This window comes from Spirillospora sp. CA-108201, from assembly GCF_050936235.1.
Taxonomy (GTDB): domain Bacteria; phylum Actinomycetota; class Actinomycetes; order Streptosporangiales; family Streptosporangiaceae; genus Spirillospora.
Map to the genome: position 1 here is coordinate 3735271 of NZ_JBNJNE010000001.1, position 24129 is coordinate 3759399.

19 protein-coding genes are annotated in these 24129 nt (G+C 72.7%); 13 read left to right on the forward strand and 6 right to left on the reverse strand.

What is annotated here, in order from left to right:
• Positions 1-27: 27 nt before the first annotated feature.
• Together ACQEU6_RS18185 and ACQEU6_RS18190 are read left to right on the forward strand one after the other, a co-directional pair.
• Positions 28-3021 (forward strand): DEAD/DEAH box helicase, encoded by a 2994-nt coding sequence (locus ACQEU6_RS18185; protein WP_499333417.1) that lies wholly within the window; start codon positions 28-30, stop codon positions 3019-3021.
• A complete protein-coding gene (locus tag ACQEU6_RS18190; RefSeq protein ID WP_499333419.1) occupies positions 3022-3798 on the forward strand; it encodes an SWIM zinc finger family protein in 777 nt (258 codons plus the stop codon).
• On the opposite strand, the gene ACQEU6_RS18195 is transcribed toward ACQEU6_RS18190, so the two are convergent.
• Entirely contained in the window at positions 3795-4862 is a 1068-nt protein-coding gene (locus ACQEU6_RS18195; RefSeq protein WP_499333421.1) for a sensor histidine kinase, read from the reverse strand. The genes ACQEU6_RS18190 and ACQEU6_RS18195 overlap by 4 nt on opposite strands.
• Positions 4863-5192: 330 nt before the next feature.
• Here ACQEU6_RS18195 and ACQEU6_RS18200 point away from each other — a divergent pair, with 330 nt between their 5' ends.
• Both ACQEU6_RS18200 and ACQEU6_RS18205 read left to right on the forward strand, forming a co-directional pair.
• Positions 5193-5453 carry a helix-turn-helix transcriptional regulator gene (locus ACQEU6_RS18200; RefSeq protein ID WP_499333424.1) on the forward strand — a complete coding sequence of 87 codons (261 nt, stop codon included), beginning with the start codon at positions 5193-5195 and terminating at the stop codon, positions 5451-5453.
• Positions 5450-6025 carry a hypothetical protein gene (locus ACQEU6_RS18205; RefSeq protein ID WP_499333426.1) on the forward strand — a complete coding sequence of 192 codons (576 nt, stop codon included), beginning with the start codon at positions 5450-5452 and terminating at the stop codon, positions 6023-6025. Before ACQEU6_RS18200 ends, ACQEU6_RS18205 begins: the two co-directional genes overlap by 4 nt.
• On the opposite strand, the gene glgP is transcribed toward ACQEU6_RS18205, so the two are convergent.
• The gene (gene glgP / locus ACQEU6_RS18210) at positions 6022-8619 is read right to left on the reverse strand and encodes an alpha-glucan family phosphorylase (RefSeq protein WP_499333428.1); all 2598 of its coding nucleotides are present in this window, start codon (positions 8617-8619) and stop codon (positions 6022-6024) included. The two genes, ACQEU6_RS18205 and glgP, sit on opposite strands and share 4 nt — an antisense overlap.
• A 354-nt stretch (positions 8620-8973) precedes the next feature.
• Here glgP and ACQEU6_RS18215 point away from each other — a divergent pair, with 354 nt between their 5' ends.
• Genes ACQEU6_RS18215 through ACQEU6_RS18225 form a run of 3 tightly spaced genes read left to right on the forward strand, consistent with a single transcriptional unit; the run spans position 8974 to position 14365 of the window.
• Complete coding sequence (locus ACQEU6_RS18215) at positions 8974-10992, forward strand: alpha-1,4-glucan--maltose-1-phosphate maltosyltransferase (protein ID WP_499333430.1); 2019 nt, start codon at positions 8974-8976, stop codon at positions 10990-10992.
• Positions 10993-11048: 56 nt separating this feature from the next.
• Entirely contained in the window at positions 11049-12842 is a 1794-nt protein-coding gene (gene treS, locus ACQEU6_RS18220) for a maltose alpha-D-glucosyltransferase (protein ID WP_499333432.1), read from the forward strand.
• Entirely contained in the window at positions 12839-14365 is a 1527-nt protein-coding gene (locus ACQEU6_RS18225) for a maltokinase N-terminal cap-like domain-containing protein (RefSeq protein ID WP_499333434.1), read from the forward strand. Before treS ends, ACQEU6_RS18225 begins: the two co-directional genes overlap by 4 nt.
• 84 nt (positions 14366-14449) lie before the next feature.
• Here ACQEU6_RS18225 and ACQEU6_RS18230 read toward each other — a convergent pair whose 3' ends face one another.
• Complete coding sequence (locus ACQEU6_RS18230; RefSeq protein ID WP_499333436.1) at positions 14450-15217, reverse strand: GntR family transcriptional regulator; 768 nt, start codon at positions 15215-15217, stop codon at positions 14450-14452.
• A gap of 214 nt (positions 15218-15431) precedes the next feature.
• Here ACQEU6_RS18230 and ACQEU6_RS18235 point away from each other — a divergent pair, with 214 nt between their 5' ends.
• From ACQEU6_RS18235 to ACQEU6_RS18245, 3 genes are all read left to right on the forward strand, one after another.
• Positions 15432-15650 carry a hypothetical protein gene (locus tag ACQEU6_RS18235; RefSeq protein WP_499333438.1) on the forward strand — a complete coding sequence of 73 codons (219 nt, stop codon included), beginning with the start codon at positions 15432-15434 and terminating at the stop codon, positions 15648-15650.
• A gap of 332 nt (positions 15651-15982) precedes the next feature.
• Entirely contained in the window at positions 15983-18214 is a 2232-nt protein-coding gene (glgB, locus tag ACQEU6_RS18240; RefSeq protein ID WP_499333439.1) for a 1,4-alpha-glucan branching protein GlgB, read from the forward strand.
• A gap of 9 nt (positions 18215-18223) precedes the next feature.
• Positions 18224-18574 (forward strand): ACT domain-containing protein, encoded by a 351-nt coding sequence (locus ACQEU6_RS18245; protein ID WP_499333440.1) that lies wholly within the window; start codon positions 18224-18226, stop codon positions 18572-18574.
• A gap of 175 nt (positions 18575-18749) precedes the next feature.
• Here the strand turns inward: ACQEU6_RS18245 and ACQEU6_RS18250 are convergent, their stop codons facing one another.
• Entirely contained in the window at positions 18750-19607 is an 858-nt protein-coding gene (locus ACQEU6_RS18250) for an NUDIX domain-containing protein (protein WP_499333442.1), read from the reverse strand.
• Positions 19608-19707: 100 nt separating this feature from the next.
• On the opposite strand from ACQEU6_RS18250, the gene ACQEU6_RS18255 reads away from it, so the two are divergent.
• The 3 genes from ACQEU6_RS18255 to ACQEU6_RS18265 all read left to right on the forward strand — a co-directional run bounded on the left by ACQEU6_RS18255 (position 19708) and on the right by ACQEU6_RS18265 (position 22479).
• Positions 19708-20178, forward strand: coding sequence for a PaaI family thioesterase (locus tag ACQEU6_RS18255; protein ID WP_499333444.1), 471 nt, complete (start codon positions 19708-19710; stop codon positions 20176-20178).
• 121 nt (positions 20179-20299) lie between these two features.
• Entirely contained in the window at positions 20300-22003 is a 1704-nt protein-coding gene (gene sppA / locus ACQEU6_RS18260) for a signal peptide peptidase SppA (protein WP_499333446.1), read from the forward strand.
• Positions 21988-22479 carry a flavin reductase family protein gene (locus ACQEU6_RS18265; protein ID WP_499340243.1) on the forward strand — a complete coding sequence of 164 codons (492 nt, stop codon included), beginning with the start codon at positions 21988-21990 and terminating at the stop codon, positions 22477-22479. Before sppA ends, ACQEU6_RS18265 begins: the two co-directional genes overlap by 16 nt.
• On the opposite strand, the gene ACQEU6_RS18270 is transcribed toward ACQEU6_RS18265, so the two are convergent.
• Positions 22476-22862 (reverse strand): ferritin-like domain-containing protein, encoded by a 387-nt coding sequence (locus ACQEU6_RS18270; RefSeq protein WP_499333448.1) that lies wholly within the window; start codon positions 22860-22862, stop codon positions 22476-22478. The genes ACQEU6_RS18265 and ACQEU6_RS18270 overlap by 4 nt on opposite strands.
• A 20-nt stretch (positions 22863-22882) precedes the next feature.
• Positions 22883-24067, reverse strand: coding sequence for an imidazolonepropionase (hutI, locus tag ACQEU6_RS18275; RefSeq protein WP_499333450.1), 1185 nt, complete (start codon positions 24065-24067; stop codon positions 22883-22885).
• Positions 24068-24129: the final 62 nt, after the last annotated feature.

A 24129-nucleotide genomic window follows, 5' to 3' on the forward strand; every position in this document is an offset into this window, starting at 1 on the left:
CCGAGACGGCTGGTAGCTTCGGGGACCATGCTCGTCGCCCACGCCACCTGGCATGGCGGTGCGCTCTGCCTGTGGGCCGAACGCACCGGCCCGTACGAGCCCTCCCCGGACGTCCACCCCTTCGCGACCTGCGACTTCACCGGCACGTCCTACGAGTCCCTCCTGCGCGCCGCGTTCCGCGTCGAGCTGGAGATGTCGCTCCCCACGGCGGGCGACCATCCGCTGCCGTCGGCCGAGCTCGGCCCCGAGCCGGTGCGCGAGGAGCCCGAGCTGCGCCCGTGGCGGGTCCCGGCCCTGGTCCTCGCGCCGTTCCCCGCGATGGCGCTGCTCCAGGCGGCCGAGCACAGCGCCGACGTCATCGCGGGCACCGACCTGCGCTTCCTGTGCATGCTCGCGGACGAGGCGGTGCACCTCGCCGGGCGCGGCCACGTCCTGCCCGCCCTCCTGCGCGAGGACGGCGACCTCGTGGCGCGCTGGCGCCCGGTGATCGACGACCCGGCGCGGTTCCGCGCGCTGGCCCGCGCCATGCCCGCCGCCTGCCGCGCGGCCGACGGCGGGCGCCCCGCCGCCGAGGTCCTGCGCGAGGCGCTGTCGGCCCTGGTCGACACGGCCGTGCGGGGCGTGGTGCCGCATCCGCTGCTGGTGTCGCGGCGCAAGGAGCTCGACCGGCTGCCCCTCGCCGAACGCTGGGTGGCGGCGCTGACCGGCCCGTCCCCCGAGGTGGCCCGCGAACCCCGCGACGACCCCGACGACCTGATCGCCGAGCTGGACGCGTGGGCCGCCGCAGCGCGCCGCCCGTCCGGCCCGCTGCGCGCCTGCTTCCGCCTCGCCGAACCGGGCGCCGAGCAGTTCGAGGAGGACGCCGAGCCCGGCGATTCCTGGCGCGTCGAGTTCGCCCTCCAGGGCACCGACGACCCGAGCCTCTACGTCCCCGCCGCGCTGGTCTGGGACGGCGAGGCCACCTCGATCCCGCAGGCCGAGGAGACCCTCCTCGCCGGCCTCGGCCGCGCCCTGCGCCTCTTCCCCGACCTGGCGCCCGCCCTGGACGGCCCCTCCCCGCGCGAGCTCCTCCTCGACACGGCGGGCGCGTTCCGCTTCCTCCGCCAGGCGGCCCCGATGCTCGCCGCCGCGGGCTTCGGCGTCCTGCTCCCCCAGTGGGCGGGCAAGGCGAAGCTCGGCATGAAGCTCACCGCCCGCAACGAGGACCCGGAGGCCTCCGCCGGGTCGGCGGCGCCCTCGGGCTTCGACCTGAAGTCGATGGTCGACTTCCGCTGGGACCTCGCCATCGGCGACGAGAGCGTCGACGAGGCCGAGCTGGAGGAGCTGGCCCGGCTGAAGACCCCCCTCGTCCGCCTGCGCGGCCAGTGGGTGGAGCTGGACGAGCACCAACTGGAGGCGGCCCTCGACTTCCTGCGCCACCCGCGCCGCGGCCGCATGACCGCCGCCGAGGCGATCCGCGCGATCGTGCACGCGGGCGACGACGCCCTCCCCCTGACCGAGGTCGACGCCGCCGGCCCCCTCGGCGACCTCCTCTCCGGCGAAGCCGACCGCCGCCTCACCCCCCTGCCCACCCCCGACGACCTGGACGCCGAGCTGCGGCCCTACCAGGAGCGCGGGCTCGCCTGGCTGGCGTTCATGAACGACCTCGGCCTCGGCGCCCTTCTCGCGGACGACATGGGTCTCGGGAAAACGATTTCGGTTCTCTCACTGCTAGTTCACGAACGAAAAGATGGCACAGTGACCGCCCCGACGCTCGCCATCCTTCCGATGTCGCTGGTGGGGAACTGGCAGCGGGAGGCGGCGCGGTTCACGCCCAAGCTGCGGGTGTACGTGCATCACGGGACGGGGCGGCACCGGGGGGACGACCTCGCCGCGGCGGTGGCGGCGGCGGATCTGGTGCTCACCACCTACGGGACGGCGGCGCGGGACGCGGAGATGCTCGCGCCGATCACGTGGGAGCGGGTCATCTGCGACGAGGCGCAGGCGCTCAAGAACAGCGGGACGCGGCAGGCGCGGGCGGTGCGGAGCATCCCGGCGCGGAGCCGGATCGCGCTCACCGGCACGCCGGTGGAGAACCACCTGACCGAACTGTGGTCGATCATGGAGTTCGCGAACCCGGGGCTGCTCGGGCCGCGGAGCGCGTTCCGGCAGCGGTACGCGATCCCGATCGAGCGGGAGGGCGACGAGCAGGCGGCGCTGGCGCTGCGGCGGGCGACGCAGCCGTTCGTCCTGCGCCGCCTCAAGACCGACAAGTCGATCATCTCGGATCTGCCGGAGAAGCAGGAGATCAAGGTCTACTGCAACCTGACGACCGAGCAGGCGTCGCTCTACCAGGCGACCGTGGACGACATGCTCCAGCAGATCGCCGAGGCGGAGGAGGCCAAGCGGCGCGGGCTGGTCCTGGCGACGATGGCCAAGCTCAAGCAGGTCTGCAACCATCCGGCGCAGCTGCTCAAGGACGGCTCGCGCCTGCCCGGCCGGTCCGGCAAGCTCGAACGGCTGGAGGAGATCTGCGCCGAGGTACTGGAGCAGGGCGAGAAGGCGCTCGTCTTCACCCAGTACGCCGAGTTCGGGTCGATGCTCCAGCCCTACCTGGCGGCGCGGCTCGAACGGCCGGTGCTGTGGCTGCACGGCGGGACGTCCAAGCAGGGGCGCGACGACCTCGTCCAGCGGTTCCAGGCGGACACCGAGCCCGCGATCTTCCTGCTGTCCCTCAGGGCCGCCGGGACGGGCCTGACGCTGACCGCCGCCAACCACGTCGTGCACGTGGACCGCTGGTGGAACCCGGCCGTGGAGGACCAGGCCACCGACCGGGCGTTCCGCATCGGGCAGACCCGCAACGTCCAGGTCCGCAAGTTCATCTGCGTCGGGACGATGGAGGAGCGCGTCGACGAGATGATCGAACGCAAGAAGGCCCTGGCCGACTCGATCGTCGGCACCGGCGAGGACTGGCTGACCGAGCTGTCGGTCGCCGAGCTGCGCGACGTGCTGCGGCTGTCGCCCGAGGCGGTGAGCGACTAGATGGACGAGGGTCTCAGGGCGCGCACCCGGCGGGGCTCGATCGGGGCGCGGTGGTGGTCGCGGCGCTTCATCGACCTGGTGGAGTCGTTCGCCGACGCCGGGCGCCTCCAGCGGGGCCGCGCCTACGCGCGCAAGGGCAACGCGTTCGACCTGCGGGTGGAGGCGTACGAGGTGACCGCGAAGGTGCGGGGCTCGGCGCCGGAGCCGTACGAGGTGGCGCTCGGCATCGAGGCGATCGATGAGGACGGCTGGCGCGCGGTGGAGGCGGAGCTTGCGTCCCGCGCCCTGTTCCGGGCCCGGCTGCTGGCCGGGGAGATGCCGCCGGAGATCGAGTGGGTGTTCGCCGAGCTGGGGCTCGCGCTGTTCCCGGACTCGGCGTCCGACCTGCACCTGATGTGCGACTGCCCCGACTGGGGCGACCCGTGCAAGCACGCCGCCGCCGTCCTCTACCTGCTGGCCGAGGCGTTCGACGACGATCCGTTCCTGATCCTCCAGTGGAACGGCCGGCGCCGGGAGCAGCTGCTCGGCGCGCTGCGGCGCGCCACCGGGACCGAGCCCGACCCGCTGGAGATGCGGGAGGAGCCGCTCACCGCCGAGGGGTTCTGGACGCCGCCGTCCGGGCTGGCCCGGCTGCGCGAGCGCCCGCCGGCGCCGCCCGTCCCGCCGGGATTCGTGCTCCAGGTCGCCGCGCCCCCGCCGGTCCGCGTCCGGCGGCGCGCGCTGGCGGACGTGCTGGCCCCCGCCTACGAGGCGCTCGCCGGGCAGGACGAGGACTAGAGCGGCAGGCGGGCCCGGACGGTGAAGCCGCCGTCCGGGCCGGGGCCGGCGTCGAGGCCGCCGCCGAGCGCCTCGGCGCGCTCGCGCATCCCGCGGATGCCGCTGCCGTCCGCCGACGGCGCGCCGGATCCCGGCGCCCCGTCGTCCTCGACGCCGACGACGACGACGCCGGCCTCGTAGCGGACGCGGACGACGACGGACGTCGCGCCGGAGTGCCGGGTGACGTTGGTGAGCGCCTCCTGCACGATGCGGTACGCGGCGAGGTCGGCCTCGGCGGGCAGCGGGAGCGGCTCGCCCTCCATCTCGGTGCGGATCTCCAGGCCGGCCGCCGCGAGGCCGCGGGTCAGCTCTTCCAGCCGGGCGAGGCCCGGGGCCGGCGCGACGGGGGCGGCCTCGTCGACCTGCCGCAGGACGCCGAGCGTGGCGCGCATCTCCCGCAGCACGTCCTTGCTGGCCTGCTTGATCGCGGTGAGGGCGTCCTCGGCCCGCCGCGGTTCGCCGTGCAGGCCGTGCAGCGCGGCGGTGGCCTGCACGTTGATGAGCGAGATGTTGTGGCCGAGGACGTCGTGCAGCTCGCGGGCGATGCGCAGCCGCTCCTCGATGGCGCGGCGGCGGGCCTCGGCCTCGCGTCCGCGTTCGGCGACGCGGGCGCGCTCCTGCGCCTCGCGCAGGTAGGCGCGACGGTTGCGGACGACGCCGCCGATGGCCACGACGGCGACGAACCAGCCGGCGAGCAGGAAGCCGGCCGCGTCGGCGAGGTGGTTGACGTCGTCGCGGCGGTCGGCGGCCACGGTCCCGGCCACCGCGATCCCGGTGAGCGCGACGGCGGCGGTGAGGTGGCCCTCGGCCGCGGCCGTGTAGAGGGCGACGACGAAGGTGAGCACGGCCGGGCCGTCCGGCTCGGTGACCGGGTAGTAGACGGCGCAGGCGGCGAGCGTGACGGCGGCGACCGCGACGGGGTGGCTCCGGCGGAAGTACAGCGCCCCGCAGGCGGCCGCCAGCAGCGCCCAGCTGTGGAGGGGCATCCGCGAGGACGGGCCCGTGTGGATCGACACGAGGGTCATCGCGGCCAGGACCCGAAGGCTCCGCCGGCCAGTGCGGCGTCCGCGCCGCGGCCGGTCGGCAGCCATGGGACCGGCCGCGCGTTCCGGTTGGCAAGGCGCACATGACCATCCTGCCAGGATCCGCTCGCTTGCATGTCCGATACAAGATGTAGTACTCCTACTATCAACAGATGCAGCCATACGGCGATCTGTCCAAGAACACGTACAGGGGGTGGGCATGAGCGAGCCGGTGATCCGCGCGCGGATCGCGCGGATGCGCCACGGCCGCGCGGAGCCGCCGCGCGGAGCGGACCAGGCGGCGGCCGCAGGGGTCGCCGAAGGGTGCCGGCCGTGATCCGCAAGGCCGGTCCGGCGCCCGTCGAGAAGGAGATCGTCTACAACCGGATCCCGGTGCTGAGGGCGGAGCGCGGCGTCTCGCGCCGCGACCTCGCGACCGCGCTCGGGGTGCACTACCAGACGGTCGGTTACCTGGAACGGGGCGAGTACAGCCCCAGCCTGCACCTCGCCCTGCGCATCGCCGAGTACTTCGAGGTGCCGGTCGAGGTCGTCTTCTCCCTCAAGCCGTTCCCGAGAATCGGAGGCACGTCATGACGAACAGCACCGCCGGATGGCTGGAGCGGTCCCGCCGCAGGCGCGCGGACCGCCTCGCCGCCCTCGACGAGCAACTGGAGCGCAGGATGCCCGCCCGCTACGCGCGCCTCCGCGCCCGCCGGACGCTGGCGGGGACGGGCGCGGTCATGCTGGGCCTGTTCTGGGTGGACGCCGCGGTGTCCTGGGCGCTGGCCCCCAGCGACACCGCGATGATCGTCAACTTCGTGATCCTCGGCGTCCTGGTCGTGGGCGGGATACCGCTGGCCGGCCAGCTGATCGCGGTGACCCGGGGCCTGACCTCCCGCCGGGAGCGGGAGCTGGACGAGCGGCAGCTCACGGCGCGGCTCCGCGCGTTCACCACGTCGCACCGGGCCACCACCGCCGTCATGGTCGCCGTGCTGGCGGCGACGATGATCGCGGACCGGGACGGCCGCGAGTCGCAGATCCCCGGCGCCGCGCTCTTCCTGATCCTGTTCGCGCTGCTCGCGACGCACACGCTGCTCCCCCTCGTCGTCGCGGCCTGGCAGACGCCCGACCCGCCGCCCGCCGACGACGAGGGGGAGGACGGCTAGCGCAGGTCGCCGTTCGTCATCCCCTGCGGCGCGGGCGGCAGCGCGACGAGGCCCATCTCGGCCCGTCCCGACAGCAGCGGGTGGCTCGGCACCACCCGCACGCTGTAGCCGAACGCGCCGCTGCGCCCGAGGGGCACCTCGCCGGTGTAGCGGCGCCGCCCGTTCTCCGCCGGGCCGCCGTCCTCCAGCCCCAGGTAGGCCGGGTCGACGAGCGCGTCGGCGTCGTCGACCCTGCCGTAGGCGACCTCGACGGCGACGTCCTCGGGGGCGAGCCCGTCGAGGTCCACCACGACGCGGACCGTCAGCCGCGCGCCGACCTGCGGGCTGTCCTCCCCGGTGGACTCGACGTGGTCGACGGCGACCCGCGACCAGGCGGAGCGGACCTGCCGCTTCCAGGCCGCCAGCTCGCGGGCGCCCGCGAACTTGTCGGCGACCATGGAGCGCTCCGAGACGGCGGCCGGGGTGTACAGGTCGTCGACGTAGTCGCGCAGCATCCGGGACGCGAGGACCTTCGGGCCGAGGGTGGCGATGGTGTGCTTGACCATCTCCAGCCAGCGGCGCGGCATCCCGGCCGAGTCGCGGTCGTAGAACGTCACGGACACGTGGTCCTCGATCAGCTCGTACAGCGCGGCGGCCTCCAGCTCGTCGCGCCGGTCGGGGGCGGCGAGGCCGTCGGCGGAGGGGATCGCCCAGCCGTTCTGGCCGTCGTACCACTCGTCCCACCAGCCGTCGCGGATCGACAGGTTCAGCCCGCCGTTCAGCGCGGCCTTCATCCCGGACGTGCCGCACGCCTCCAGCGGGCGCAGCGGGTTGTTCATCCAGACGTCGCAGCCCTGCACCATGAGCTGCCCGAGCGCCATGTCGTAGTCGGGCAGGAACACGATCCGGTGCCGGATGTCCTCGGACCCGGAGAACCGCACGATCTCCTGGATGAGCCGCTTGCCGCCCTCGTCGGCCGGGTGCGCCTTCCCGGCGATGACGATCTGCACGGGCCGGTCGGGGTCCAGCAGGATCGCGCGGAGCCGGTCCGGGTCGCTCATCATCAGCGTGAGCCGCTTGTAGGACGGGACGCGCCGCGCGAACCCGATCGTCAGGACGTCGGGGTCGAGGGCGTCGTCGATCCAGGAGGTCTCGGCCTCGCTGGCGCCGCGCTGGCGCCACGAGTCGCGCAGCAGGCGCCGCGCGTCCGTCACGAGGCGGCGGCGCAGCAGGTTCCGCATCCGCCAGACCTCCGGCTCGGGGACGTCGCGCACCGCCTCCCAGCCGCGCCCGGACTCCATCACCGAGGGCAGCTCCCGGGCGGTGAACTCCAGCACCTCGCGTGCGACCCAGGTGCCCGCGTGCACGCCGTTGGTGATCGACCCGACGGGGACCTCGGCGGTGTCGAAGCCGCCCCACAGCCCGCCGAACATCTCGCGGCTGACCTCGCCGTGGAGACGGCTGACGCCGTTCACGCGCTGCGCGAGCCGCATCCCCATCACGGCCATGTTGAACACGGTGCGGTCGCCGCTGGGGTAGTCCTCGGCGCCGAGCGCGAGGATCCGGTCGACGGGGACCTGCTCCTCCTCGTTCGCGCCGCCGAAGTAGCGGGCGACCAGCTCGCGGGGGAACCGGTCGATGCCGGCGGGGACGGGCGTGTGGGTGGTGAAGACCGTGCCCGCCCGGACCGCCTCCAGCGCCTCGTCGAAGGTCAGCCCCTCCTCCTTGGCCAGCTCGCGGATGCGCTCCAGGCCGAGGAACCCGGCGTGGCCCTCGTTGGTGTGGAACACCTCCGGCGCCGGGTGCCCGGTGATGCGGCAGTACGCGCGGATGGCCCGCACGCCGCCGATGCCGAGCAGCATCTCCTGGAGGAGCCGGTGGTCGCCGCCGCCCCCGTACAGCCGGTCGGTGACGTCCCGGGCGGCCTGGTCGTTCTCCTCGACGTCGGAGTCGAGGAGCAGCTGCGGGACGCGGCCGACCCGCGCGATCCACACCTGCGCGTGCAGGCCGCCGCCCTTGGGCAGCCCGATGACGACGCGCACCGGCGTCCCGTCGCGCTCGCGCAGGAGCGTGAGGGGCAGGCCGTTGGGGTCGATCGGGGGGTAGCGCTCCAGCTGCCAGCCGTCCGGCGACAGCGACTGGGAGAAGTAGCCGTGCCGGTAGAGGAGCCCGACCCCGAGGATGGGGACGCCGAGGTCGCTGGCGGTCTTCAGGTGGTCGCCCGCGAGGATGCCGAGGCCCCCGGAGTACTGCGGCAGCGCTGCGGTGATCCCGTACTCGGGTGAGAAGTAGGCGATGCTCACCGGCGAGTCCCCCGGCCGCGACTGGTACCAGCGCGGCGCCGTCAGGTACTCGTGCAGGTCCTCGGCGGTGTCCTGGAGGCGTCGCAGGAACCGCCGGTCCTCCGCCAGCCGCGCGAGCCGCTCGGGGGCGACCTCTCCGAGCAGCCGGACCGGATCGTGGTGGACGGCCTTCCAGAGCGCCGGGTCCACATCGCGGAAAAGGTCGAGCGTCTCGTGGTGCCACGACCAGCGCAGGTTGAGGACCAGCTCCTCGAGCTGCTTGAGAGGCTCGGGAAGGACGGTGCGTACCGTGAAACGTCGGATTGCCTTCACGCAACGTCACGCTATGCGCTTCGGGGGCATGGGCGCGACGGCGGGGACCACACCGTCACCTCGCGGACCGGTGGGCCTGGAGGCGGCCCGAATCCCTGGAACCCCGTCCCCACAGGGGATCGCGTTCCGTCCCCTGCGGCCGTCACCTGGGCGGGCCCGCGCGGCGCGGCCGACCGTTTGCCCAAACTCGACCTTCCCAAGACCGGCGCGGCGCGACCGGGGTCGGCCAGGAGCCGGGCCGCACGCCACCGCGCCCCCGCCGGTCGAATGCGAAAAATCATCCAGGCTACTCGACGGTAGGCGCCCGTTCCGGGCATGGACGTTTTGGATCTCTCGAGAGGGTAGGGGTGGCACATGCACGTCGAGTCCGGAACGTCCAGCATGCCCGGCATTCCGAGGCTTGGTCGCATTCCGATCGTCAACGTCGAACCGGTGGTGGGGTGCGGGCGGTGGCCCGCGAAGGCGGTGGTGGGCCAGACGGTCGAGGTGTCGGCGACGGTGTTCCGGGAGGGGCACGAGCGGCTGGGCGCGGCGGTGGTGCTGCGGACGCCGGAGGGCGAGGAGCTGGCGCCGCAGCGGATGAGCGAGGTCGGCGTCGGGCTGGACCGGTGGTCGGCGCGGGTGACCCCGACCGAGATGGGGTCGTGGTCGTTCCGGGTGGAGGCGTGGGGCGATCCGATCGCGCACTGGCGGCACGACGCCGAGATCAAGGTCCCCCGCGGGGAGGACGTCGAGCTCGTGTTCGCCGAGGGGGCCCGGCTGTACGCCCGCGCGGCGGAGGCCGTCCCGGGCAAGGACCGGCCGACGGTGGAGCGGCTGGCCAAGCGCCTCGGGGACGAGACCGTGCCGGTCGCCGACCGGATGGAGGCCGTGGCCGATCCCGACGTCGAGGACGTCCTGGAGCGGTATCCGTTGCGGGATCTGCTGACGGTGAGTGACTGGTGTCCGCTGGTCGTGCACCGGCAGCGGGCCCTGTTCGGAGCCTGGTACGAGTTCTTCCCCCGCTCCGAAGGCGCCGCCTTCGACCCCCTGGGACGCCGCGGCCCGACCTCCGGCACCCTCCGCACCGCGATGAAACGCCTGCCCGCGATCGCCGACATGGGCTTCGACGTGGTCTACCTGCCGCCCGTCCACCCGATCGGCACCAGCCACCGCAAAGGCCCCAACAACACCCTGGACGCCGGCCCCTACGACCCCGGATCGCCCTGGGCCATCGGATCACCCGACGGCGGCCACGACACGATCCACCCCGACCTGGGCACCCTGGACGACTTCGACGCCTTCGTCGAACACGCCGGCAACTGCGGCCTGGAAATCGCCCTGGACCTGGCCCTGCAATGCTCCCCCGACCACCCCTGGGTCCACGACCACCCCGAATGGTTCACCACCCGCGCCGACGGCACCATCGCCCACGCCGAGAACCCACCCAAGAAATACCAGGACATCTACCCCCTCAACTTCGACAACGACCCCGACGGCCTCTACACCGCCGTCAAAGACCTCATCCACCACTGGATGAACCACGGCGTCCGGATCTTCCGCGTCGACAACCCCCACACCAAACCCGTCGCCTTCTGGGAACGGCTCCTGGCCGACATCCACACCACCGACCCCGACGTCCTGTTCCTCGCCGAAGCCTTCACCCGACCCGCCATGATGCACACCCTCGCCAAAATCGGGTTCCACCAGTCCTACACCTACTTCACCTGGCGCAACAACGCCGAAGAACTCACCGAATACATGCACGAACTCACCGGCCCCACCGCCGCCTACATGCGCCCCAACTTCTTCACCAACACCCCCGACATCCTCAACGAATACCTCCAGCACGGCGGCCGCCCCGCCTTCGAAATCCGCGCCATCCTCGCCGCCCTCCTCTCCCCCACCTGGGGCATCTACTCCGGCTACGAACTCTGCGAGAACACCCCCGTACGCCCCGGCAGCGAGGAATACCGCGACTCAGAGAAATACCAGTACCGCCCCCGCGACCACGAAACCGCCGACCGCACCGGCACCACCATCGCCCCCCTCATCACCACCCTCAACACCCTGCGCAACACCCACCCCGCCCTCCAGCAACTCACCAACCTCCACTTCCACCACATCGACCAACCCGAACTCCTCGCCTTCTCCAAACGCCACCTCCACGACACCGTCCTGACCATCATCAACCTCAACCCCCACCAACCCCGCGAAGCCACCGTCCACCTCGACCTCCCCGCCCTCGGACTCCCCGACCACCCCGACCAACCCCACACCCTCACCGACCAACTCGACGGCGCCACCTACACCTGGACCAGGTCCAACTACGTCTACCTCGATCCCCAAGTCCGACCCGCACACGTTCTGACGGTCGGGAGCAGCGAGAGTTGAGCGGACCGCACGAGCCACAGTCGCCGGCCGTCCCGCCGGAAGCCCCGCCTGGCACAATGCCCTGGGACGAACCCCTCACCGAGATTCCGCCGGACGCCATTCCGGCGACATCCGAACCCGTTCCGGACGCGTTCGCCCCGGACACCCCGCGCGATCCGCACTGGTTCAAGACGGCGGTGTTCTACGAGGTGTCGGTCCGGGGGTTCGCCGATTCCAACGACGACGGGTACGGGGACCTGCGGGGGCTGATCTCCAAGCTGGACCACCTGCAATGGCTCGGCGTGGACTGCCTGTGGCTCCTGCCCATCTACCAGTCACCGCTGAAAGACGGCGGCTACGACATCGCCGAGTACACGAAAATCCTGCCTGATTTCGGGGAGCTGGGCGATTTCGTGGAACTCATCGAAGAAGCCCATGCGCGGGGGGTCCGGGTGGTCGCGGATCTGGTGATGAACCACACCTCCGACCAGCACCCCTGGTTCCAGGCCTCCCGCACCGACCCCGACGGGCCCTTCGGGGACTTCTACATGTGGGCCGACGACGACACCGGCTACCCCGACGCCCGCATCATCTTCGTCGACACCGAGTCCTCCAACTGGACCTACGACACCGTCCGCGGCCAGTACTACTGGCACCGCTTCTTCACCCACCAGCCCGACCTCAACTACGACAACCCCAACGTCCAGGACGCCATGCTGGAGAACCTGCGATTCTGGCTCGACCTGGGCATCGACGGATTCCGCCTGGACGCCGTCCCCTACCTGTACGCCCGCGAAGGCACCAACTGCGAGAACCTCCCCGAAACCCACGCCTACCTCAAACGCGTCCGCGCCGAAGTCGACCGCCTCTACCCCGACCGCGTCCTGCTCGCCGAAGCCAACCAATGGCCCGCCGACGTCGTGGAGTACTTCGGCGACCCCGCCGCCGGCGGCGACGAATGCCACATGGCCTTCCACTTCCCCGTCATGCCCCGCATCTTCATGGCCGTCCGCCGCGAGCAGCGCTACCCCATCTCCGAGATCATGGCCCAGACCCCCAAGATCCCCGACAACTGCCAATGGGGCATCTTCCTGCGCAACCACGACGAACTCACCCTGGAGATGGTCACCGACGAAGAACGCGACTACATGTACACCGAATACGCCAAAGACCCCCGCATGAAAGCCAACATCGGCATCCGCCGCCGCCTGGCCCCCCTCCTGGACAACGACCGCAACCAACTCGAACTGTTCACCGCACTCCTGCTCTCCCTCCCCGGCTCCCCCGTCCTGTACTACGGCGACGAGATCGGCATGGGCGACAACATCTGGCTCGGCGACCGCGACGCCGTCCGCACCCCCATGCAATGGACACCCGACCGCAACGCCGGATTCTCCACCTGCGACCCCGCCCGCCTGTACCTCCCGGTCATCATGGACCCCATCTACGGCTACCAGGCCGTCAACGTCGAAGCCCAGGCCAACAACCCCGGATCCCTGCTCCACTGGACCCGCAAGATGATCGAGATCCGCCAGCGCCACCCCGTCTTCGGCGTCGGCTCCTACGTCGAGCTGTCCGCCTCCAACCCCTCCGTCCTGGCCTTCACCCGCGAGATCAACGGTGGGGACGCCAACCAGTGGGGCGGCTCGGACACGGTCCTCTGCGTGAACAACCTGTCCCGGTTCCCCCAGCCCGTGGAACTGGACCTGCGGCGTTTCCGGGGCTCGTCCCCGATCGAGTGCATGGGCGGCGTCCAGTTCCCCGCCATCGGCGAACTGCCCTACCTGCTGACCCTTCCCGGACACGGCTTCTACTGGTTCCTGCTCCCGCCACCGCCGGACGAGCGGGAGCCGGGAGAGGGAGTGATGTGACCGTGGCGCCGTCCGATCCGCCGACCGGCACCTCGCTCGTCCAGCTCCTGGCCGGCTGGCTGCCCCGGCAACGGTGGTTCGGCGGCAAGGACGGCCCCATCCACGACCTCGCCATCGGCACCGCCACCGAACTCCACCCCGGCGACCCCGCCCTGCACCACCTCATCCTCGACGTCCACCAGGACGGCACCACCGACCACTACCAGCTCCTCCTCGGCGTCCGCCACGAGCTGCCCGAGCATCTGGCGCCGATCGCGATCGGACTGCTGGAGGGCCCGGAGCAGGGCATCACGGGGTACGTCTACGACGCCGCGCACGACGCGGAGCTGACGCGCCCGCTGCTGGGCCTCATGGCGGACGAGCGGACGGTCGGGCCGCTGACCTTCCGCCGCGCCCCCGGCACCGGCATCCGCACCGACCTGGACGGCGTCCCGATCCCGGGCGAGCAGAGCAACACCTCGCTGGTCTTCGGCGACGCCTACATCTGCAAGCTGTTCCGCCGCCTGTCCCCCGGCGTCAGCCCCGACCTGGAGGTCAACCTCGCGCTCTCCCGGCGGGGATGCGAGCACGTCCCGAGCGTGCACGGCTGGATCGAGCTGGAACCGGGCGCCCTCGGACCCGCGGACCGCTCCCCTTCGGACGTCCCCCCGAGCGTCCCCCCGAACGTCGCGGACTCCGGTCTCGCCTACCCCGGCGGGCAGGAGCCGGTCACGCTCGCGCTGCTGTCGGAGTTCCTGCGCACCGCGACGGACGGCTGGCAGCTCGCGCTCACCAGCGTCCGCGACTGGTTCGCCCAGCCCGAAACGCCGGGCGCGCACCCCGCCTTCACCGCCGACGACGCCGGGGCCGCCGGCGGCGACTTCGCCGCCGAGGCCGAACGGCTCGGCGCGGCCACCGCACAGGTGCACCGCGACCTCGCCGTCGCGTTCGGCGCGGTGCAGGCGCCGCCCGAGCTGCTGCGGGAGATGGTCTTCGCGATGCACGGGCAGCTCGACCAGGTCAGCGCGGCGGTCCCGCAGCTGCGCCCGTACGCGCCCGCGATCCGCGAGGTGTTCGACCGGGTCGCCGCGGAGGCGGCGCCGCTGCCGGTCCAGCGCGTGCACGGCGACTACCACCTCGGCCAGGTCCTGCGCACCGACTCCGGGTGGACGCTGCTCGACTTCGAGGGCGAGCCGGCCCGCACGCCCGCCGAGCGCCGGGCGCCCGCGCACCCGCTGCGCGACGTCGCCGGGATGCTCCGCTCGTTCGAGTACGCCGCGCGGTTCCTGCTGGCCCGGGAGGGCGACCTTCCGCCGCGGGCGGCGGAGGTGCTGGAGCTGCGCGCCCAGGCGTGGGCGGAACGGAACCGGGCGGCGTTCTGCGCCGGCTACGCGGCCGCGGGCGGGCCCGATCCCGCGGCGCACGCGATGCTCGTGCGGGCGCTGGAGTTCGACAAGGCCGTCTACGAGATCCGGTACGAGGCGCGGAACAGGCCGTCGTGGCTGCCCGTCCCGCTGCGGTCCCTGGCCCGGCTCGCGGGCTGACCCGGCCGGGACCGCACCGCCCTTCCCCGCACCGCCCTTCCCCGCACCGCCCTTCCCCGCACCGCCTTCCTCCCGGCCGCGGCGTCACAGGTCGATGGCGTAGTCCAGGACGACCCGGTCGGCGGGCAGCACGATGTCGCGGCAGACCTCCATGACCCCCGCGCGCGTCAGCATGCGGCGGGTGATGGCGAGCACCGGCACGCCTCCCGCCATGTCCAGGGTCTCGGCCTCCTCGGGGGTCGGCATCCGGGAGCGGACGGCCTCCTCGACGCGGATCGGCGGATGCCCGAGGTAGGCCAGCTGCGCGAGCGTCCCGCCGGGCCAGGGCTCGCGCGCCGGATCGGCGACGGGCGTGTCGCCGACCACGTCCCACGGCAGGTAGTTGACGGAGATCTGCTGCGGCTCCTCGCGGGCGTAGAAGACGAACCGGCGGCGCAGCAGCTCGGTGCCGGACGGCAGCTCGAACAGCGCGCCGAGGTCGTCGTCGGCCCGGACGCGGGAGTACTTCCGGTCCAGCCGGTACTCCTCCCAAGTGATCTTCTGGTCGCGGGTGAACGTGGTCTCGGGGGGCGCGGCCGGCTCGGCCACCGCGCGGTAGCGGTCCATCGCCACGCGGCGTGCCGGCGGGACGGCCCGGACGAGCGTGCCGCCGCCGCGGCGTGTCTCCACCAGGCCCTCGCCGCGCAGCAGCGCGACGGCCTGCCGCACGACGATCTCCGAGACGCCGTGGATGCCGCGCAGCTCGGCGAGGGTCGGCAGCCGGGTCCCCGGCGGGAGGCTGCCGTCCCGGATCTCTTCTCGCAGGGCGTCGGCGATGCGCAGGTAGGCGGGACGCTCCGGCACCGGCGTCACCTCCCTCTCCTCGGGCGTGCCCCCCGGCCTCCTGCTCGCGGTCGCGTTCGAACAGCGTTCGACACCGCGTTCGATCCTGCTCGCTCCTCCGGTCATCCATACCTTCCAGGCGCTATCCGCGGGGGCACGGTCCGCTTACGGACAGCTTGACACCTCTCAGGCCGAGTAAGACTTTTGTATACAGAAGAGCGGCCTCGGGGAAGGGACGACCTTGATGGGCGACTTCGAGGATCTGAAGGCGGCCATCGAGGGCGACTTCCCGGGTTGGCAGGTGTGGCGCAGCGACGCGGGACGCTGGTACGCGACCCGCAGCGGCGACCTCACCGATGCCCAACTCCAGGCGGGATGTGCGATGACGGTGGCCGCGGACGACTCCGGAGGGCTCCGGCGGACGCTGCTCGACCAGGCGTGCGGGGAGTCCGGTGGCCGGTGACGGGAGGCAGGGGACTCGGGGCGGCCCGGCCCGGGCGCGGGGGCGGGCCGGGCTGGGACATTCCGGTACGGAAGGTACCTGTGTCGCTGAGGTGACACAGGAATGAGGCCCTGGGCGGTGGGGTCGGGGTCACCCCTGGGGCGAGGTAGACGTGGCCGCACGGACGGCACATTCGGCGCGACCCCACGACGAAGAGTCGTGCCGGCCGTGCGGCCGCAACACCCGCATCCGAACGCCGGGCTCGCGAAAACAGGGCGGCCCGTCATGTGAGAGCGCCCGTTCTCGGGGCACCCCTTTGGGTGAACCGCTCAGTGACGGGAGACCATGACGCCATGGCACGGGTGACGCGCGCGGAGATCGATCGGCTCGTCGGCGGCGACCACCATGATCCACACGGTGTCCTCGGGGCGCATCCCGGCCGGGACGGGGTGACGGTGCGGGCGTTGCGGCCGCTCGCCGAGAAGGTCGAGGTCGTCCTGCCCGGCGGCGACCGGCACCCGCTCCGGCACTTCCACGAGGGGCTGTTCGCCGGGACGCTGCCCGCCGGGTCGTCCCTCGCGGGCGCCGACGAGGACCGGGCGCCCCTCGCCGTCCCCGACTACCGGCTCGCCGTCACCTACGGGGACGGGATCGAGACGGTCCAGGACGACCCCTACCGGCACCTGCCGACACTCGGCGAGCTCGACCTGCACCTGATCGGCGAGGGGCGGCACGAGGAGCTGTGGCGCGCGCTCGGCGCCCGCGTCCGCTCCTACGCCTCCGCGCTCGGAACCGTGACCGGGACGGGTTTCGCGGTGTGGGCGCCGACGGCGCGGGGCGTGCGCGTGGTCGGCGACTTCAACCACTGGGACGGCCGCGCCTACCCGATGCGGTCGCTCGGCTCCACCGGGATCTGGGAGCTTTTCGTCCCGGGCGTCGGCGACGGCACGTGCTACAAGTACGAGATCCTCGGCGCGGACGGCGTGTGGCGCGCCAAGGCCGACCCGATGGCGCAGGCCACCGAGCGTCCGCCCGCGACGGCGTCCCGCGTCTTCACCTCCTCCTACGCGTGGGAGGACGGCGCCTGGATGGACGCGCGCAAGGAGCACGACTGGCTGCACGAACCCATGAGCGCCTACGAGGTGCACCTCGGCTCGTGGCGTCCCGGGCTCGGCTACAGGGAACTGGCGGAGGAGCTGACGCGGTACGTCAGCGACATGGGCTTCACGCATGTGGAGCTGCTGCCGGTCACCGAGCACCCCTACGGCCCGTCCTGGGGCTACCAGGTGACGTCCTACTACGCGCCCACCGCACGGTTCGGCGACCCGGACGACTTCCGGTACCTCATCGACCGCCTCCACCAGGCCGGTATCGGCGTCATCATGGACTGGGTGCCCGCCCACTTCCCGAAGGACGAGTGGGCCCTGGCCCGGTTCGACGGCACCGCCCTCTACGAGCACGACGATCCGAAGCGCGGCGAGCACCCCGACTGGGGAACCCTCGTGTTCAACTTCGGGCGCGCCGAGGTCCGCAACTTCCTGGTGGCGAACGCGTCGTTCTGGCTGGAGGAGTTCCACATCGACGGGCTGCGCGTCGACGCCGTCGCCTCGATGCTGTACCTCGACTACTCGCGGAACGAGGGCGAGTGGACGCCCAACGTCTACGGCGGGCGGGAGAACCTGGAGGCCATCTCGTTCCTCCAGGAGATGAACGCGACGGTCTACAAGCGCAACCCCGGCATCATGACGATCGCGGAGGAGTCGACGGCGTGGCCCGGGGTGTCCCGCCCGACCCATCTCGGCGGACTCGGCTTCGGGTTCAAGTGGAACATGGGCTGGATGCACGACACGCTCGAATACCTGCGCCATGAGCCGGTGTTCCGGCACTACCACCACAACGAGATCACGTTCTCGCTCGTGTACGCGTTCTCGGAGAACTACGTCCTGCCGCTGTCGCACGACGAGGTCGTCCACGGCAAGGGCTCGCTGCTGAGCAAGATGCCGGGCGACTCCTGGCAGCAGTTCGCCGGCCTGCGGGCGCTGCTGGCCTACATGTGGTCGCATCCCGGCAAGCAGCTGCTGTTCATGGGGCAGGAGTTCGGGCAGGGCGCCGAATGGGCGGAGGAGCGCCCGCTGGACTGGTGGCTGCTGGACAACGCCGCCGAGGGCGCCAACCACCTCGGCCTGCAGAAGCTCGTGCGCGACCTGAACCACGCCTACCGGGACGAGCCCGCGCTGTGGACGCGCGACAGCGACCACGAGGGGTTCCGCTGGATCGACGGCAACGACGCGGGCGGCAACACCCTGTCCTACCTGCGCTACGGGACGGCCCCGGACGGCGGCGAACCGCCCGTCGTCGCGTGCGTCGTCAACTTCGCCGGGAACCCGCACGAGAACTACCGGGTGGGCCTCCCCCGGACGGGCCGCTGGCGCGAGATCGTCAACACCGACGCCTACGAGTACGGCGGCAGCGGCGTCGGCAACCTCGGCCGGGTCGAGGCGGCCCCGGAGCCGTGGCACGGGCTGCCCGCGTCCGCGGAGATGCGCGTGCCGCCCCTGGGGGCGGTGTGGCTCGCCCCTGAATAGGGTGACGGGATGCGCCTGCACATCGTCCCCGGCCAGTTCTTGGTGGAGCACCTCCCGCACGCGACGTTCCCGGAGGACGACGAGTGGGTCGCGCTCATCCGCGCCCCCGAGGGCCTCACCGTGATCCGGGACGCCTCCCCCTTCGCGGAGACGGACCGCTGGATCGGCTTCTACGGCGACGCGGGCCACGGCCTCGACACGCCGGGCGTCCTCGCCGCCATCGTGGGACCGCTGGCCGAGACCGGCGTGCCCGTCTTCGTCGCCTCGACGTACCACTCCGACCTCGTCCTCGTCCCGGAGCACCGGTCGAAGGAGGCGGCGGAGGCGCTGCGCGACGCCGGCCACCGCGTCGAGAACTAGGGCCTGGTCTCGAAGCCGCCTCGGCCGCACGCGCGAACGCGTGACCTGCCCGGTGGAGCGAAGCCGGAGGCGAGCGGAACCGGGCAGATCGCGAAGCGATGCCGCGTTCGCACAGGCCCGGTCACGCAGCGAGCCGCCAGGCGAGCGAAGTGGGCCGGGACTTGATTAACACAGCTCAGAGGCGTTCGAGCAGCCAGCGGGGGCCGGTGACGGCGGCGCCCGCCTCCTCGCAGCGGGCGCGCAGTTCCCGGTCGGCCGTGACCACCAGGTGGGCCTTGCCCGGGTCGCCCCGGCGGACGAGGTCGACGATCGCGTCGTCGCCGCTGCCGGGCGCGGCCACGACCCGCAGGCCGTCGACCGGCTCGTCGGCGACGCCCCGCGCCGCGCCCTCGACGACGAGGACGACCTCCGGGAAGCAGCGGTCGTAGGGGAAGAGGCCGGCCGGCAGGCCGTTCACGCCGCCGTCCAGGCGCTTCAGGTCGTCGCGGAGCCGGGCGTTCGCGCCCGCCCTGTCCTTCCACCAGCCGTCGGCGCGGGCGCCCACGACGTTGGCCGCGTCCACCACGAGGACGAGCCCGCGCATCGCGTCCCGCACGCGGGGCCAGCAACGCGCGAACGGCTCGAACAGCTTGCGGTCGGTGACCTCTTCCGCGCGCACCCATTCGGCTCTGCGCGTCTCCCGCGACGCGGGCAGCACCCGCGCGCGCTCGGGCAACGAGCCCATGACCGAGGTGAACGACCATCCGCCGTGGTCCTCGACGCTCGTTCCGTGGACGCTGACCGTTCCCGTGTCGAGCGTGCACTCCTCGGACGTCTCGCGCAGCGCGCCGGCGACGACGTCCTCGTGGCTGTGCAGCGCGCCGCCGAACATGCCCCACGTCCCGCCGCCGAGCCCCCACCACGCGCGCTGCTGGAGCAGCACCCACATCTGTCCGGAGGAGTCGCGGTGGTAGGCCAGCAGGCCCGCGGCACCGAACCGCCCCCAGTGCGTGTGCCCCAGGCCGCAACTGGCCCAGCCGTCGCCGTCTCCCATGCGTCCGACGATAGCGCCGCGGACCCGTGACGAAGGGCACAGTGCCCTCACCCGGATCGCCGAATAGCATTCGGGGGTCACCGTGATCAGGGAGAGCGAGTTGAGCGTCGAGGCGACCCCGCAGGACCTGTGGAACACCCTGTCGGGCGCCGAGCTGATCCAGGCGATGGCGGACGGGCGCTTCCCGCAGATCTCCGACGTCAACGACCACATCGGCCAGGTCGTCACCTCCGCCGAGCCGGGCCGGGTCGCCATCGCGTGGACTCCGGGCGAGCGGCTCTGCAACCCCGGCGGCACCGTGCACGGCGGCTACATAGCGATGATCCTCGACAACGCGGTCTGCCTCGCGGCGAGCAGCACCTGCGAGCACTTCATGCCGATGCTGACGCTCAACCTGAACGTCGACTACCTGCGCGGCGTCCGGGCGGGCGAGACCTACACGGTGACCGGGACGTGCGTACACCCCGGCGGCACCCGCATGGTCTCCAACGCCCTGGTCGCCGACGGCCGCGGCCGCCCGGTCGCCCAGGCGTCGGCGAGCGTCATCCCCAACAAGGCGTTCGCGCGCTGACCCGCCGCCGTGCACCGGCCCGCCTCCGTGCACCGGCCCGCCTCCGTGCACCGGCCCGCCTCCGTGCGCGGGCCCGGCCGGTGGGCGGGAGCGGCGCCGGGCGAACGCATAGGCTGGGGCCATGGTGGATCCCGGCACAGTCGTCAACGTGATCAAACAGGCCCGCGACCGGCGGACGGCCCCGCTGATCCTCGAACTCGACCTCACCGAGGGCATCGTCGAGACCGCGCCGGCCGACCCCGTCTCGGCACTGCTGTCGATGCGCCGGCCGGGCCTGCGGGACGTCCTGGACGGGCTGCGCCGCGCCCGCTCCGACAGCCGGGTGCGCGCCCTCGTCGTGAAGGTCAGCGGCACCGTCGGGCTGGCGCTCGCCCAGGAGCTGCGCGAGGCGGTCCAGGGCCTGCGGGACGCGGGCAAGCACACCGTCGCCTGGGCCGAGACGTTCGGCGAGGGAGGCCGCGGCACCGTCCCGTTCTACCTGGCCACCGGGTTCGACAAGGTCTACCTGCAGCCCACCGGCGAGGTCGGGCTCACCGGCGTCGCGCTGGAGGAGCCGTTCTTCGCCGGCGCGCTGGAGAAGGCGGGCGTCCGGCCGCGGTTCGCCAAGCGCCACGAGTACAAGACCATGGCGAACACGTTCATGGAGAAGACCTACACGCCCGAGCACGAGGAGTCGTCGCAGCGCCTCGTCACCTCGCTCGGCGAGCAGATCACCGCCGGGATCGCCGACTCCCGCGGCCTGGCGCGGGAGAAGGTCCGCGAGCTCACCGACCGCGGCCCGCTGCTGGCCGACGAGGCGCTGGAGGAGGGCCTCGTCGACGGCCTCGCCTACCGCGACGAGATCTACGGCCGCCTGCGCGAGGAGTTCGGCACGGAGGCGCAGCTGCGCTACGTCTCCCGCTACAACCGGGCGCACGGCCTGGCGAACCGCCTCCCGCAGCCCGGCAGGCAGGACGTCGTCGCGTTCATCAACGGGCAGGGCCCGATCCGGCTCGGCCGCAGCGGCCGCGGCGGCCCGCTCCCGAACTCCGGGCCCGCCATGGGCTCGGACACGATCGGCGCCGCGTTCCGCGCCGCCGTGAAGGACGACCGGGTCAAGGCGATCGTGTTCCGCGTCAACAGCCCGGGCGGCTCCGCCGTCGCCTCCGACTCGATCTGGCGCGAGGTCGTCCTCGCCCGCCGCGCCGGCAAGCCCGTGGTCGTCTCCATGGGCAACGTCGCCGCGTCCGGCGGCTACTACGTCGCGATGGCCGCCGACACGATCGTCGCGCAGCCCGGCACCATCACCGGGTCGATCGGCGTCGTGGTCGGCAAGGCCGTGGTGAACGACCTGCTGGAGCGGGTCGGCGTCGGCCTCGGCTCGGTCGCCGACGGCGACCACGCCCGCATGTTCAGCGCCACCAAGGACTTCAGCGACTCCGAGTGGGAGCGCGTCAACGCCTCCCTCGACAGGATCTACGACGACTTCACCGCGAAGGTCGCCGAAGGCCGCGACCTGTCCCGCGAGCGCGTCCACGAGCTGGCCCGGGGCCGGGTCTGGACGGGCGCGGACGCGCGCGAGCGCGGCCTCGTCGACGAGCTCGGCGGCATCGACCTGGCCCTGGACCTCGCCCGCAAGAAGGCGGGCATGGCCTCCGACGCGCCGGTCCGGATCTACCCGCACACCTCGCCGCTGGAGCGGCTGCGCCCGCCGGAGTCCAGCGAGGACCGCACCGCCGCGTCCGCGCGCCTCGACGGGTGGGGCTCCCTCGGCGGCCTCGCCGCGCGGCTCGGCCTGCCCTCCGCGGGCCCGCTCACCCTGCCCGGCGCCTGGGAGATCCGCTGACCGCCGACTTCGTCGAGGCCGTCGCGGGCTTCGCCACCGGCGTGGTCGTGCTGACCGTCCGCGACGGCCGCGACGACCTCGGCACCACGATCACCTCGTTCATGTCGGTGTCGCTGGACCCCCCGATGGTGCTGGCGAGCGTGGCGTCCTCGTCCTACCTCACCGAGGTGCTCGGCCGGTGCCCGCGCTGGGCCGCGACGATCCTGTCCGCGGACCAGCGCGCCCTGGCCGGCCGGTTCGCCGCCGAGGGGCGCCCGAGCGCCCGCATCCTGCTGGCGAGCGAGCCCCACCACCGCGGCGGGCACTCCGGCGCCCTCATCCCGGCGACGGGCGTGTCGGCCCTGGAGTGCGAGACGCGCCAGACCGTCGAGGCGGGCGACCACACCCTCTTCGTCGCCGAGGTCGTCTCGACCGACTACGTCGGCGCCGGGCGAACCCCCCTGGTGAGGTCGGCCCGGCGCTACCTCCCCACTTAGGACTTCGGGAAGCGCTCCAGGAAGCCGCGCAGGTCGTCGGCGTGCTCCTCCTCCTGCGCGAGGATCTGCTCGAAGACGCGCTTGGTGGTGGGGTCGCCGTCGCCGAGCTGGACGATCCGCTCGGCCAGCATGTCGGCGTGCTGCTGCTCCTCGGCCGCGTGCTGGAGGAACTCGCTCGCGACGGTCTCGGCGTGGATGCCGGTGGCCGTGTAGTAGTGCCGCTTGTACCGCAGCACGCACACGATCTCGGTGGCCAGGGCCTCGTTGCAGACCTGGATCACGCGCTCGACGTCGGCGCCGTACGCCTCGGTGATCGGACCTTTGTCGATCTCCTGCCGAGCACGCTCGCGCAGGGTCTTGACGTCCGTCAGGAACTCCGCCATCCAGGGGCCTCCACAGTCGACTACAGGAGCCCCTTTACCCGGCGCCCGCGCTTCCACACGGCGTGTGTCTGGGGTACGCCCGGCCGGTAGGCGAGGTGGATGTAGGAGGGAGCGTCCAGAACGTGGACGTCGGCGCGGGCGCCGGGCGCCAGGTGCCCCACGTCGGTGCGGCGCAGGGCGCGGGCGCCGCCCGCGGTGGCCGACCAGACCGCCTCGGCGGGAGTCATGCGCATGTCGCGGACGGCCACGGCGATGCAGAACGCCATGCTGGAGCTGTAGCAGGATCCGGGGTTGCAGTCGGTGGCGAGGGCGACGGTGGCTCCGGCGTCCAGGAGGCGGCGGGCGTCCGGGTAGGGCTGGCGGGTGGAGAACTCGACGCCGGGCAGGAGCGTCGCGACCGTCCGGGACGACGCCAGCGCGTCCACGTCGGCGTCTCCGAGGAACGTGCAGTGGTCGGCGGACGCGGCCTCCAGCTCGACCGCGAGCCGCACGGCGGGTCCCTGCGTGAGCTGGTTCGCGTGGAGGCGCGGCATCAGGCCCGCCTTCACGCCCGCCGTGAGGACCTCCCGGGCCTGGTCGGCGTCGAAGGCGCCCTCCTCGCAGAAGACGTCCACCCAGCGGGCGTGCGGGGCGCAGGCGGCGAGCATGTCGGTCGCGGCGAGCCGGGCGTACCCGGCGGCGTCGCCCGCGTACTCGGCGGGGACGACGTGGGCGCCCAGGTAGGTGACCTCGTCGGCGTACTCGGCCGCGATGCGGACGGCGCGCGCCTCCTGGTCGACCGTGAGTCCGTAGCCGGACTTGCACTCCACCGTCGTGACCCCCTGCCGGGCCATCTCGTGCACGAGGCGGCGCACGTTGGCGCGCAACTCGTCGTCGGACGCGGCGCGGGTGCGCTCGACGGTCGTGCGGATGCCGCCCGCGGCGTACTTCTCGCCGCTCATCCGGGCGGCGAACTCCTCGGCGCGCTCACCGGCGAAGACCAGGTGGGCGTGGGAGTCCACGAAGCCGGGCAGCACCGCCCGGCCGGCGGCGTCGAACGACTCGTCGGCGGCGGGCGCGCGCGAGGACGGGCCCGTCCACGCGACCGCGCCGTCCTCGATCACCAGTGCGGCGTCGCGGACGACGGCCAGGCCGCCGCCCCGGTGATCGGCTGCGGCGGGGTCGTTGGTGACGAGCTCTCCGATGTCGGTGATGACCGTGCTCACCGAGGAAGGATCTCACGGACGCGGTCGCGCGACGACAGGCGGCGGCCCGGACCGACCGCCGC

What these genes read in the sequence shown, in the direction of transcription:
- ACQEU6_RS18185 (WP_499333417.1), top strand. Translation starts at nt 28, where the DNA reads ATGCTCGTCGCCCACGCCACCTGGCATGGCGGTGCGCTCTGCCTGTGG.
- ACQEU6_RS18190 (WP_499333419.1), top strand. Translation starts at nt 3,022, where the DNA reads ATGGACGAGGGTCTCAGGGCGCGCACCCGGCGGGGCTCGATCGGGGCG.
- ACQEU6_RS18195 (WP_499333421.1), bottom strand. Translation starts at nt 4,862, where the DNA reads ATGACCCTCGTGTCGATCCACACGGGCCCGTCCTCGCGGATGCCCCTC.
- ACQEU6_RS18205 (WP_499333426.1), top strand. Translation starts at nt 5,450, where the DNA reads ATGACGAACAGCACCGCCGGATGGCTGGAGCGGTCCCGCCGCAGGCGC.
- ACQEU6_RS18215 (WP_499333430.1), top strand. Translation starts at nt 8,974, where the DNA reads ATGCACGTCGAGTCCGGAACGTCCAGCATGCCCGGCATTCCGAGGCTT.
- treS (WP_499333432.1), top strand. Translation starts at nt 11,049, where the DNA reads ATGCCCTGGGACGAACCCCTCACCGAGATTCCGCCGGACGCCATTCCG.
- ACQEU6_RS18235 (WP_499333438.1), top strand. Translation starts at nt 15,432, where the DNA reads ATGGGCGACTTCGAGGATCTGAAGGCGGCCATCGAGGGCGACTTCCCG.
- glgB (WP_499333439.1), top strand. Translation starts at nt 15,983, where the DNA reads ATGGCACGGGTGACGCGCGCGGAGATCGATCGGCTCGTCGGCGGCGAC.
- ACQEU6_RS18245 (WP_499333440.1), top strand. Translation starts at nt 18,224, where the DNA reads ATGCGCCTGCACATCGTCCCCGGCCAGTTCTTGGTGGAGCACCTCCCG.
- ACQEU6_RS18250 (WP_499333442.1), bottom strand. Translation starts at nt 19,607, where the DNA reads ATGGGAGACGGCGACGGCTGGGCCAGTTGCGGCCTGGGGCACACGCAC.
- sppA (WP_499333446.1), top strand. Translation starts at nt 20,300, where the DNA reads ATGGTGGATCCCGGCACAGTCGTCAACGTGATCAAACAGGCCCGCGAC.
- ACQEU6_RS18270 (WP_499333448.1), bottom strand. Translation starts at nt 22,862, where the DNA reads ATGGCGGAGTTCCTGACGGACGTCAAGACCCTGCGCGAGCGTGCTCGG.